This window comes from Prevotella intermedia ATCC 25611 = DSM 20706 (assembly GCF_001953955.1).
In the GTDB taxonomy this organism is placed as follows: Bacteria; Bacteroidota; Bacteroidia; order Bacteroidales; family Bacteroidaceae; genus Prevotella; species Prevotella intermedia.
Map to the genome: position 1 here is coordinate 1,490,596 of NZ_CP019300.1, position 13,123 is coordinate 1,503,718.

The following is a 13,123-nucleotide window of genomic DNA, read 5'->3' on the forward strand; positions in this document are numbered from 1 at the left end:
TTTAATTTCTTAAGCAAGCAGTGTATAACTATAATACATTGTTCTACGAGTGAAAAGAAGGTAAGAAAGGTGTAAATATTTTTCAAAAGCATAATTATTGCTTAACCACCTAACTATCAACGCATTACAAAACCTATTGTTTTGCGTTCCAAAAGCGGCTGTTTTGCACGGTAAAAGCGTAGGTTTTGCAATGCAAAAGAGCCGCTTTCGCAATGCTAAAGCGCAGTTATCACTTTTTAACGGAATTATCTTTACAAGATTAAACCGAAAAACTCTCACTATTTCTGTTAGGCCCTTGCTAAGAAATACCTGCAAGTTTTGCCTGCTCAACCTGCTTTCTTGTACCGAACTTACGTTAATAATAGGTGGTTCTCATTTAAAAACGAAAACCACCTAATATCTTTTTATCCGTCTATTTTCTGTTTATTCGGGCATTTGTGCCTTTAGGTACAGCTTCTTAACAAACTTCATATCGTGTTCAACCATTATCTTAACCAGCTGCTCAAAGGTGGTTTTACGAGGATTCCAACCCAACTTCGTCTTTGCTTTTGTAGGGTCGCCAAGCAGTTGTTCCACTTCAGCAGGACGGAAATACTTAGGGTCTACCTCTACAATAGCTTCGCCCGTAGCTTTGTTGTATCCTTTTTCGTCGATGCCATCGCCTTTCCATTCAAGTTCTATGCCAGCTTCCTTAAACGCAGCCGTGCAGAAAGCACGCACCGTGTACATCTCTCCAGTAGCGATAACGAAGTCGTCTGGTTCGTCTTGCTGAAGTATTAGCCACATACATTCAACATAATCCTTAGCGTATCCCCAGTCGCGCTGCGCACCAAGATTGCCAAGATAAAGTTTATCCTGCATACCTTGAGCAATGCGAGAAGCTGCCAAAGTGATTTTACGGGTAACGAAATTCTCGCCACGGCGTTCACTCTCGTGGTTGAAAAGAATACCGTTGCAGCAGTACATTCCGTACGATTCGCGATAGTTTTTCATTATCCAGTAGCCATAGAGCTTTGCAACAGCATATGGAGAACGTGGATAGAAAGGTGTTGTTTCTTTCTGTGGCACTTCCTGTACCTTACCAAACAGTTCTGAAGTTGATGCTTGATAAATCTTACAAACCTTTTCCAAACCACAGATGCGCACGGCTTCCAAGAGTCGGAGTACACCTACTGCATCGGTATCGGCTGTATATTCAGGTACATCAAAGCTGACTTTAACGTGGCTTTGTGCTGCAAGGTTGTAGATTTCGGTAGGCTTTACTTCGCCAATAATACGGATTAAAGAGGACGAGTCGGTCATATCTGCCCAATGCAGATTAATCAAACGGTCTTTCTTCATATCGCGCACCCATTCGTCTAAATACAAATGCTCAATGCGTCCCGTATTAAAAGAAGAGCTACGGCGCAACAGTCCGTGCACTTCATAACCTTTTTCTATCAAAAATTCTGCCAAGTAGCTTCCGTCTTGACCAGTAATTCCTGTTATTAATGCTATATTCTTGCTCATTTATTATTCCGCTTTAATTTTTAAACGGCTATTTAATAAGTTTATTTTAATTCATCAATTGTTCTCTGAAAATTGCTTTATCCGTTGCTCCTCGTCAAGTTTGCAGATAAGCAACATACCGTCTTTTTCTGCTACGATATAGCCTTCAAGACCTTGAACCACAACCTTTTTGGCATCGGTTGCGTGGACAATGCAGTTCTTACTATCGTACATTTGTATATTATCCCCTATTACAGCATTGCCGTAAAGGTCGTGTTGCGACTGCAAGTGCAGCGAACCCCACGTACCAAGGTCGCTCCAACCAAAGTCGGCGGGGCATACAAAGATTTCCTCTGCCTTCTCCATAATAGCGTAATCGACCGATATTCCCTCGCATTCGGGGTAGACCTCATCAATGTGTTTCTGCTCGTCGGGAGTACCTAACACCTCTGAAATACGTTCGAAGATGCGTGCAATGCCAGGTTGGTATATACGGAAAGCGTTCACAATGGTAGATACATTCCAGATAAAGATACCTGCATTCCAAAAGAAGTTGTTCATACTGATATACTTCTTTGCCGTTTCTACATCGGGTTTTTCCCTGAATTGGTCTACTCGGAATATTTCCTTGTTGCGTGCAGAAGGTGCTGTCAAATCGGCTTGTATATATCCGTACCCTGTTTCAGGGCGCGAAGGCTTCATTCCCAACGTAACAATGGCATCGGTTTCGGAGGTAAACTTGAGGCAATTTGTTACAACACGGCGGAACTCATCTTGATTGGTTACGATATGGTCGCTTGGAGTTACGATGATGTTTGCTTTAGGGTCGGACTTCTTTATGCGCCAACTAACGTATGCTATGCAAGGTGCAGTGTTTCTTCTGCACGGCTCGCTCAAGATATTACCAACAGGAATGTCGGGCAACTGTTCGTGAACCAGCTCGCAATATTTCTCGTTTGTAACCACCCAAACGTTTTCTGGCTTCGTGATACCTTTCAATCGGTCGTAGGTAAGTTGCATCAACGACCTGCCAACACCCAATACGTCGATAAACTGTTTGGGCTTATCTATCGTACTCATAGGCCAGAATCGGCTGCCGACTCCCCCTGCCATTATCACAAGATGGTTGTTTGTATGTATCATAACTTCTTTAGGCTTAGCTTATTTATAAATAGAATAAGTGCAAATATACAAATAAATATTTGAAAAGACAAGCTTTGTATTTATCTTTCTATATTACTCGAACAAATTCAAACTTAGGTCGGCTTGAGGGGTAACCTCCTTTGTTTCATTCTGTTCGTCCAAGAACTTTAGCCTCAATTGTTTAACTTGTTGGTTGTCAGTATTAATGCAATAAACGCCCTTCTTTACTTTTCCCAGCATAGAGTCTGCGCGCTTGCTCATCTTTATAAGGCATTGCTGTACCTCTTGATGCACTTCCTCAACATCTAAAGGCAGAAAGAACGAATTGTGTGTATTGAATATATGGCGCGAAATCTTGCCAACTGACAATCCTTTCTCGCCAGCTTCTATCAACAACAGCAATATATCTTTCTCGTATCGCATAAAAAAAGGAGTCTATACCATAAATACAGACTCCCCCACTTAATTTCGTTTTCCTTATTAAGCCAAGACTATTTTATCGTCTTCGCTATTTATTTTTCCTTCCTTTAGAAGCCAACCTATACCCAGATAAGCCTCTTCAATGGTGATTTTTGCTGCCTTTGCAATTTCAGAAACAGTAAGTCCTTTGTTCTCTGCTGCAAGTGCATTGTACACATCGCCAGCTTTAAAACCTACATTCTCTGAGCTCAAGTCTACCTTTACCGTAGCTTTCTTTGCACAGGCCTTCTTTGTTGTTGTCCGTTTGGTTGCCGCTTTAGCAACTTCTTTCTTTTCTACCATAATTATTCATCACTTATTTAAATACTACTGAAGCAGATAATAACAAACTGCTATTACTTGCTGCAAATATACGTTAAATATCTCAATGAAACTAATTTATTGATAAAAAACTAACAACTTCAAAGCTACAACGACTCAAGAGTTGAATTTTATTGATTTACATCAACATATATTACTCTTTCAAGTCTAACTTTATCTGCAATTCATCAAGCTGTTTTGGCGCAACAACCGATGGCGCATCAAGCATCACATCACGTCCGCTGTTGTTCTTAGGGAACGCTATTACATCGCGGATTGAATCGAGTCCAGCCATAATACTTACGTATCGGTCGAGTCCGAATGCAATACCTGCGTGAGGAGGAGCACCATAACGGAAAGCATTCATCAAGAAACCGAACTGCTCTTCTGCCTGTTGCTTCGTAAATCCAAGCACTTCAAACATTCTTTCCTGCAATTCTGTATCATGAATACGAATAGAGCCACCACCAACTTCGATACCATTGCATACAAAATCGTAAGCCAATGCCCTTACTTGCTCTGGGTGTTCGTCAAGCAAATGCAAGTCGTCTGGGTTTGGCATAGTGAATGGGTGGTGGGTAGCCATAAGGCGTTGCTCCTCGTCACTCCATTCAAAGAGTGGGAAATCTACAATCCACAGGCACTTGAAAACATTCTTATCGCGCAAGCCCAAACGGTTGCCCATCTCTAAACGAAGTGAGCACAGCTGAACTCTTGTTTTATTGGCATTGTCGCCCGAAAGTATCAGAACAAGGTCGCCATTCTTTGCTCCCGTTGTTTCCTTCACCTTTTGCAACTGCTCTTGTGTAAAGAACTTATCGACAGAACTCTTCGCTTCGCCGTTCTCGTCGTACTTAATGTAAACCAAACCCTTTGCGCCTACTTGCGGACGCTTCACGAAATCGGTAAGTTCGTTCAGTTGCTTACGACTATAATCAGCACAATTTGGCACCACGATACCTCCAATGTAGTTCGCTTCGTTGAATACGGAGAACTCGCTCGTACCTTTCAAGTCGTCCATAAGTTCTACAAATTCCATTCCGAAACGCACATCAGGTTTATCAGAACCATAACGCTTCATTGCATCGTGCCACGTCATCTGTTCCAACTTAGCAGGAAGTTCCACTCCTCTAATCTCCTTGAACAGATAGCGAGCCATATCTTCAAACACCTGTAGCACGTCCTCCTGGTCTACATACGACATTTCGCAGTCGATTTGGGTAAACTCTGGCTGACGGTCGGCACGCAAGTCTTCGTCACGGAAACACTTTGCAATCTGGAAATAGCGGTCGAAACCAGCCACCATCAACAGCTGTTTCAGTGTCTGCGGACTTTGCGGAAGTGCGTAAAACTGTCCTGGGTTCATACGAGAAGGCACCACAAAGTCGCGTGCTCCCTCAGGAGTAGAACCTATAAGAATAGGTGTTTCAACTTCGATGAAGTTCAAGTTGTCGAGGAAGTTACGAATAAGAATAGTCATTCTGTGGCGCAATTCCAAGTTGCTGCGCACTACGGGGCGTCGCAAATCCAAATATCTGTATTTCATTCGGAGGTCGTCGCCACCGTCTGTATTGTCTTCTATTGTAAATGGAGGAGTGAGCGAGCTGCTCAGCACCGTCAGTTCCTTAGCAATAATCTCTATATCGCCTGTTGCTATCTTGTTATTCTTACTTTGACGCTCGCTTACAATACCTTTCACGCGAATGCAATATTCGCGTCCCAATTTGTTAGCTTCATCGCAAAGACCAGCATCTTCAGCTTCGTTAAATACAAGTTGTGTAATACCATAACGGTCGCGCAAATCAACGAAGGTCATACCACCCATCTTACGTGAGCGCTGAACCCAGCCCGCAAGTACTACTTCCTTACCTGCATCAATTAAGCGAAGTTCGCCACAAGTCTTAGTCCGATACATATCTTCTCTATATTTTTATTGTTTACTTCTGCAAAGGTACAAACTTTTAACGAGAACGAATAAAACAGAATAAGGAAAATTTTGCTTTTTCTTTCTTGATGTTTCTCAATTTCTCCTCTATACCAAGAAGCACAACACTCGGTTTATATGCGAAGTCAGACCAAATGCCTGCTGCGTTCGTACCGTATCTTGCCTATGCCCTATCTATTCATTACAACAACAAGACAAGCATCTTACGGAACGGCTTAATGGTGAGAGAAAGAGGCTATTTACGTCAAAAGAAGTCAGAATTTCTATTGTCCTAACATTATTTACACGTAAAGAATAATTTACTTACACGTAAAGAAATATTTATTTACACGTAGAAAAATATTTATTTACGTGTAAATAATTTATAGAAGTTTTGGTTTTACACCATGAAAAATACTTGAGCATACCCTATTTGCCTATCCAAGACGGAGAACCTAATAGTGAACGAGAAGGTAGATTTACCCATTTTTAGGTATTGACAGTTTATAATATTAACCCTACCTTTGCACACGAATTGTATATTTACATACAAAAGAACTTTAAATGATACCAAAAAGGAAGAGAAATAAAACTATGGGGAAATGCCCTAATAAAGAAAGTGCGCTGTCAGAATTAAAGACAGCGCACTTTATTTTTGAACAATTATGAATAATATTCGTTTTTACCACACTTCTATTATGAAAGAGACAAAAGCCAAGAAGAAGCCATCGGCAGGAGTATTAAGGAGAACTGACGTGCGGTTGCACGGCAAGAGGCTTCGCTTGGTATTGCTTTGCCTGTTGTGCACAATGACAATCTCAGCACAGAAAGCCATCGTATATGGACAGATTACCGACGACAAGACTGGCGAGCCTATTGCAGGCGCAGGGGTTTCGATAGCAAAAGATGGGAAAGGAACGATTGCTGATGCCAATGGTCGCTACATTCTGAATATTCAAGGACGGCAGCAAGTGCGGTTGAACTTTCAATATTTGGGCTATAAAACAGAAAGTAGGGAGATAACATTGCACGACAGCATATGTTGCAACATACGCTTGAAACCCGTTGACAACGTGCTGGACGAAGTAACAGTAACTACCCGAAGCGAGATGCGGAGGCTAAGAGAGTTTGCCATGCCCATATCTGTTATCGGGCAGCGGCAACTGCAAGGCACTGCCTCTAATATCAACGACGTGCTCGCTCGTACCGTAGGCGTTACGGTGCGGAACACTGGTGGCATGGGAAGTGCATCGCGCATATCGGTTCGTGGATTAGAGGGAAAGCGAATGGGTATGTACATTGACGAGACGCCTATGTCGCAACTCAGCAACTTCGTGGCACTGAACGATATTCCTACAAACATGATTGAACGCATAGAAGTATATAAAGGTATCGTCCCTTACAAGTTTGGCGGTTCGGCATTGGGCGGGGCTGTCAATGTTGTAACAAAGGAATATCCCCCCATTTACTTGGATTTTTCTTACGAAATTGGGTCGTTCAATACTCACCAAGTGTCTTCCGTACTGAAACGAACCGACCGCAAGAGCGGCTTGCAATTCGGTGTTGGCGGTGTGGTGTCGTATGCCAAGAACAACTATAAAATGACTTTGGCTAATCTTGACGGACGTATCGTTGAACGAGACCACGACCGTTTCAACAAGATAATGGGCGGAATGTCGGTAAAAGCTACCCAATGGTGGTTCGACGAGATGAAGTGGGAACTCATTCTGATGAAGACTCGACAGGAAATACAGGGCATTGACCTTAACGTACGAGAAGCTTATAACCATTCAACCAGCTATGTTACAGCATTGACACTGAAACGAAACAACTTCTTTTTAGATGGTTTGGACTTCGATTTCAATGCAGGCTACATTATCGGCAAGTATGGTTTGTGCGACAAGGCTGAACATCGCTACGACTGGGACGGCAAGGTGCTTCCGCCCGTTTCATCTTTTGGAGGCGAGCAAAACAACTTTGCATCAGACGGCAACAACCGTTCCAACGAGCTGACGGCAAAGCTCAATATGGGTTATACCATTGATATGCACCACGCATTGAACCTGAACATTTACGCAGACCACAACTCCCTACACCCTAACGACTCGCTGATGGACAAGTCGTTGGGCTTCCGTGCCAACTTCCCAAGCAAGATGAAAACGCTGACCGTAGGACTTTCGTACGACCTAACACTCTTCGACGGACGCTTTCAGAATGCTTTTACATTAAAGGATTTCCTCTTTTCATCTCACTCTCGCAGCATCGACATCTACTCTGTGAAAGAGCCTCAACCTGTGAAAACCTCCAAAAACTACATTGGATTCAGCAATGCCATGCGCTATAAATTCACAAACGACTTAATGCTGAAGGCTTCTTTCAACTCGGAAGTACGTATCCCGACAAGCGAAGAACTCATAGGCAACGGTTATTCGATACTCGCCTCGCCAGCATTGAGGCCCGAACGCACATCAGGAGTAAACCTCGGGCTTCTCTATCGCCACATAAAGGCAGATGGAGGACTTATAGAAGTAGAGCTGAATGGCTTCTACAACCAGCTGGAAGATATGATACGCTTCACTCCCGACATGATTCCAACCATGGCACGCTACCGAAACTTCGGCAGTGTACGTACGAAAGGAGTAGAGCTGGAAGCCAAGGGCGACATCTGCCCGCTACTCTATCTCTACGCAAACGGAACCTATCAAGACCTTCGCGACGTCCGAAAAACAATCCCAGGAACAGAGGTAGAGAACCCTACACGCAACAAGCGCATTCCCAACGTGCCCTATCTGCTTGCCAACTTCGGTGCCGAACTGCACAAAGAAAACCTCTTTGGTGGCAGCGGACAGAACACACGGCTGCTTTTCGACGCTTCGTATATACACCAATACTTTTACGATTTTGAGGTAAGCAAGTACCAAGAACGCAAAATTCCAACCTCAATGACAATGGACGCAGCCTTAGAACACAGCTTCTGCAACGACCGTTGGACGATTACTTTCAAGGTTAAAAACCTTACCGACCGTCGTATTGTTTCTGAATTAAACCGCCCGTTACCAGGTCGCTACATAGGAATAAAGGTGAGATACCTATTTAAATAATTAATTAATAAACATATAAAACAATGAGAAATTTAAGATTTATCCTTCCAGCCATCGCAATGATGGCATTCGTAAGCTCATGCAGCCACAACGACGAACCTACACCAAAACCCGATGAACCAACTGAAAAGGCATTCAAAGGAATTATCTTTGCCGCTGGTATCACCAACCCTGAGGGAAACAGTGGCAGCGTTTACATGCAAAATCTCCCCGATATGGTGCCAGGAAACTACGACAACAGCAATGGTATTCCTGTAGGATTCGGTACCGCTCCGATAGTTTCGAAATCGGGAAACATCTATGTTCTGCCAGACTATATGGGCAATACAAAAGCAGAAATTACACGTTATAGGATATACTCCGACAACAAATGGCACAAGAAAGGCGCACTGCAGATACCACCAAAGGCAGCTGCATGCTGCGTAACTGAACTGAACAGCGAAAAAGCATACGTCAGTTTGCAGGGTTTAGGCAGCATAATAGTATTCAATCCTACCACTATGACCCGTATTGCGGAGATTGATTTGAACGGTCTTAAGCAAGCTGACACGAATGTTTCACCTGCATCTATGGTCATAAGAGATGGTAAACTGTTCGTCGGTCTCAACCAAATGAACGCACAATATATGCCTGCACGCAACAACATAGAGCTTGCAGTAATAGACACAAAGACCGATAAGGTGGAGAAACACATCGTCAATACTTCGTTGGAAATGAGCTTTGCCACCCGCCCCATCGACCCAGGCTCTATCTTTATAGACGAAAACAACGACATCTATATTAACTGTATCGGTTCATTCGGCTTTATCCCACAATTCCATGGCGGTATTGCACGTATCAAGAACGGAACTACCGAGATAGACCCCGACTATTGCATACGCCTCGACCAAGTAGAAGTAGCAGGACTGCCAACGAAGTTTGCCGACTTCTTCTCTACATTCTACTACGCAGGTAACGGAAAGGTCTACACCTATGCCAATTCGTTTGCCCTCGACTCAAAGGGTCTTGAAAATCCTTATTTAAGCTTTACCAATATACCCGTTGTAGTTGATTTGAAACAAAAGACAATGAGTACTATCAAGGGAATGGAGATTTCCAATCCACAGGGCATCGCTATTGGCAAACACAGAAGCTTGATTGTATTCGGCAGTTCCAATAAGAAAGCTAACGGTTTCTATACCTACGACCCTGCAACAATGAAGGTAGAAGGACCAATTATGCAGGTAAAGGGAAATCCAAGTTTCTTCCATAGCTTTGCAGAATAAGACAATCAATCGTGCCTACTATTTACTAAAAGCTACTGTCTATGCAAATACAGAAAGACGAGATACGCAACCGGATACTCATCGTTGCAAGCAACGAGTTTATGAAGAACGGTGTGAAGCATACGTCCATAAAGACTATTGCCGACAAAGCTGGGGTAGCAGTAGGCAATGTATATAATTACTACAAGAGCAAGGACGACTTACTGAAGGCTGTCCTTGCTCCTCTTTTCAAGGCTTTCAAGGATTATCGCAGCAAAACTGGCGGCGAAGAATATATAACGCTCGACATATTTCACCATGAATTCTACTATGAGATGATGCGCGAACAGGTGGCATCGCTGATTGTTCCCTTTCGGAAAGAGTTGCGTTTGCTTATATTCGAAACTGCTGGCACATCGTTGGAGAACTATTTCGACCAACTATTGGAAGCGACATATACCGACGGAATAACTTATCTCGCCCGTATAAAAAGCCTGTTTCCACATATCAATTCAGACATTTCTCCACACTTCACCCGCATTCTCTGTGATTTGTGGGCAGGTGTAATTAGATATATCGTTACCCACGACAACCTAAGCGAGACTGAAATAAACCAAATCATTACCGATTATATACATTTTACCTTTGGCGGCTGGCGCGAACTGATGGGTATTGAATAAAGGTAAATGAAAACTACGGAAACCTTTTGGGCAAGTCTTAACACTCTGCTGATAGAACAACATACAAGAGAAATAAAGAAGGATAAACGCCTTTGTCTTGTAAAGATATTTCTACTAAAAAATGATAATTTCGATTTGGCGTTGCGAAAGCGGCTGTTTTGCACGGTAAAAGCGGCTGCTTTGCGTTGCAAAACAGCCGCTTTTGGAATACAAAACAATAGGTTTTCTAATACATTGATAACAAGAATGTTATGGCAAACAACCTGAACAGAAAAATATTTACATATTTTTGCTTGCAGATTTATTAGTTATACATAAGAAAAAGGTACAATACCCCCATAAGAAAACATAGCTTGCATATTAAAAAACCTATGTTCTTAAATTTCAGAACATAGGTTTTTACTTTTACGAAATGTCTACTTTGACAAGCTATTGAGCCTTGCTATATACTTGCCAAGTATGTCGAACTCGAGATTTACAACCGAGCCTACTTGTATATCGGCAAAGTTTGTATTTTCAAGCGTGTAAGGAATAATTGCCACTTTGAAAGTATTGGCAGTAGGTTCGCACACCGTCAGCGATACGCCATTGACTGTAACCGAGCCTTTATCCACTGTAAAGTAGCCTCGCTGTGCCATTTCCACATCGTCTTTGTACTCAAAGGTGAAATAGGTACTGCCATTTGCATTTTCCATAGCAACGCAACGGGCAGTTTCATCTACGTGTCCTTGAACGATATGACCGTCTAAACGACCATTCATCAGCATAGAGCGTTCCACGTTTACACGGTCGCCCACTTTCAGCAAACCAAGGTTCGACCTGTCCAAAGTTTCTTTCATAGCGGTTACGGTATAAGTTTCACCTTGCAGATGAACTACCGTGAGGCACACGCCATTGTGCGCAATGCTTTGGTCTATCTTCAATTCGCTTGTAAACGAACACTTTAAAACGAAGTCTATATTTTCTTGATAACGTTCAATGGCAACTACTTGTGCCATTTCTTCTACAATTCCAGAGAACATAATTCCTTTTTATTAAAAACTTTATTAAACTTATAGGAATGCCTTTACTTACAAAAAAGAAGGTGGAACTCCTTTGGAACTCCACCTTTTTGTAGTCCTCGTCTTGAGAGGATTTGAGAAAGCCGCATCGATGATGTGATGAAAAGTCCGAGTATCTATGATAAGAGAGCTCTCTGCTTTTGTAATCCACCGACCCTAAGGTTTAGTCGCTGAAATGCGTTTTATGTGGCCCGCCATTGTCAAGAGAAGTCTTCTCGGTTTTCAGATTTATTTGATGACTATCCCAATCGAATCGATACGACTATAGCTTTTCCTTTCTAAGTACAAAGGTAGTACTTTTTTTCAATGTACCAAATATTTGCACTAAATTATTGTTTCATAAAGCACCTCGCCAATGGTTGGGTGTATATGAATCATATCGGCAAGGTCGGCAAGTGTTGCATCGTTGTTCATAAGAACAGCTACCTCTTGCGTGATGTCGGCAGAATGGGCACCAAAGACGTGGCAACCAAGTATTTTTCCATTCTCGTCTGCCATTACCTTCACCATACCTTCGGTTTCTTCCATTGCCAATGCCTTACCATTAGAGCGGTAGAAGCCTTTCTTGACGGTGTAGCTTATGCCCTCTTTCTTACAAACATCTTCCGATAGTCCTACCGAACCTGCTTCAGGATAGGTAAATACTGCCGCTGGCATAATGTCGAAGCGTATCTTATCCTCTTTTCCAAGTATGCGATTAATAACGTGTGTGCCTTGGAAACTTGCAGCATGGGCAAGCATCTGCTTACCATTAACATCGCCAACGGCATAAACACCGGGAACATTGGTTTCGTAATGCTCGTTGGTTTCAATGCCTTGCTTAGCACAGTTAATGCCTGCTGCTTCAAGTCCGAGTCCTTCAACGTTGGCAGCACGTCCTGTTGCAACAAGCACAACATCGGCAACTACTTGCTTTTCTTGTCCCTTTTGTTCAAAAGTAACAATCGCTTGCTTCTTGTCGTCGGTGGCAACGATGCTCTTGACGCCGCTATTCATATTGAAATTAATGCCTCGTTTCTCCAATGTCTTGCGCAAACGCTTTGCAATATCAGAGTCGATAGTAGGCAAACATTCTTTTAAGAACTCAATAACTGTAACCGAACTGCCGAAGGTTTCAAAAGCAGAAGCCAATTCAAGTCCGATAACACCTGCACCAATGATTGCCATTGTTTGTGGCACATGGTCTATATCGAGCAACTCGGTAGAAGTCATAACCTTGTCTTTCAAAGGCTCACCTTCAGGGGTATCGAAAGCAGGAATAAATGGAAGCAGACGAGCGTGCGAACCTGTGGCGATAATAATATTATCGGCTGTCATCTGTGTGCCGTTCACTTCGATTACTTTCTTATCCACAAACTTTGCTTCACCTTCTATATAGGTGATGCCTGGCATTGACATCAAACCCTTTACGCCTTCACGAAGTTGAGCGATAACATTGTTCTTACGTTCTTGTATACGAGCGAAATTAACACTGCCACCACCCACGCAAGACAACAGAGGGTTACGATAGAGGTCGGCATCGTGAGCAAAGCTCTTTGTCGGTATACAACCCTCGTTCAGACACGTACCTCCTGGATTTCGTTTCTCGATGATGGTAACCTTGAGGCCATCTTTTGCCGCATGCACGGCTGTATGATAGCCTCCAGGTCCAGCACCGATTATAATTAAATCGGTCTTTTCCATAATATAAAATCTCTATAAG

General features: G+C 42.8%; 10 protein-coding genes. 3 read left to right on the top strand and 7 right to left on the bottom strand.

The genetic code is table 11. The annotated features are described in order from the left end of the window. Positions 1–423: 423 nt before the first annotated feature. From gmd to aspS, 5 genes are all read right to left on the bottom strand, one after another. Positions 424–1,509, bottom strand: coding sequence for a GDP-mannose 4,6-dehydratase (gene gmd, locus BWX39_RS06365; protein ID WP_028906092.1), 1,086 nt, complete (start codon positions 1,507–1,509; stop codon positions 424–426). Between the two features lie 54 nt (positions 1,510–1,563). Continuing rightward, entirely contained in the window at positions 1,564–2,631 is a 1,068-nt protein-coding gene (locus BWX39_RS06370) for a mannose-1-phosphate guanylyltransferase (RefSeq protein ID WP_028906093.1), read from the bottom strand. 93 nt (positions 2,632–2,724) lie between these two features. Then, positions 2,725–3,054 carry a hypothetical protein gene (locus BWX39_RS06375; protein WP_028906094.1) on the bottom strand — a complete coding sequence of 110 codons (330 nt, stop codon included), beginning with the start codon at positions 3,052–3,054 and terminating at the stop codon, positions 2,725–2,727. 57 nt (positions 3,055–3,111) lie between these two features. After that, positions 3,112–3,393, bottom strand: a complete 282-nt coding sequence (locus tag BWX39_RS06380; RefSeq protein WP_028906095.1) for a winged helix-turn-helix domain-containing protein — start codon at positions 3,391–3,393, stop codon at positions 3,112–3,114. 172 nt (positions 3,394–3,565) lie between these two features. Continuing rightward, the gene (gene aspS, locus BWX39_RS06385) at positions 3,566–5,326 is read right to left on the bottom strand and encodes an aspartate--tRNA ligase (RefSeq protein ID WP_028906096.1); all 1,761 of its coding nucleotides are present in this window, start codon (positions 5,324–5,326) and stop codon (positions 3,566–3,568) included. Positions 5,327–6,033: 707 nt separating this feature from the next. Between aspS and BWX39_RS06395 the strand changes: the two genes are divergently transcribed. The 3 genes from BWX39_RS06395 to BWX39_RS06405 are packed head-to-tail and all read left to right on the top strand — an operon-like array spanning position 6,034 to position 10,360. After that, positions 6,034–8,436: a TonB-dependent receptor gene (locus BWX39_RS06395; RefSeq protein WP_036860798.1), complete on the top strand. Its 2,403-nt coding sequence runs from the start codon at positions 6,034–6,036 to the stop codon at positions 8,434–8,436. A gap of 23 nt (positions 8,437–8,459) precedes the next feature. Then, entirely contained in the window at positions 8,460–9,701 is a 1,242-nt protein-coding gene (locus tag BWX39_RS06400) for a YncE family protein (RefSeq protein WP_028906098.1), read from the top strand. A 41-nt stretch (positions 9,702–9,742) separates the two neighbouring features. Beyond that, on the top strand, positions 9,743–10,360 hold the full coding sequence (locus tag BWX39_RS06405) for a TetR/AcrR family transcriptional regulator (protein ID WP_028906099.1): 618 nt from the start codon (positions 9,743–9,745) through the stop codon (positions 10,358–10,360). 416 nt (positions 10,361–10,776) lie between these two features. Here BWX39_RS06405 and BWX39_RS06415 read toward each other — a convergent pair whose 3' ends face one another. Beyond that, positions 10,777–11,382 carry a riboflavin synthase gene (locus tag BWX39_RS06415; protein ID WP_028906100.1) on the bottom strand — a complete coding sequence of 202 codons (606 nt, stop codon included), beginning with the start codon at positions 11,380–11,382 and terminating at the stop codon, positions 10,777–10,779. A gap of 363 nt (positions 11,383–11,745) precedes the next feature. Further along, positions 11,746–13,104 carry a dihydrolipoyl dehydrogenase gene (gene lpdA, locus BWX39_RS06420; RefSeq protein ID WP_028906101.1) on the bottom strand — a complete coding sequence of 453 codons (1,359 nt, stop codon included), beginning with the start codon at positions 13,102–13,104 and terminating at the stop codon, positions 11,746–11,748. Between the last annotated feature and the right edge of the window lie 19 nt (positions 13,105–13,123).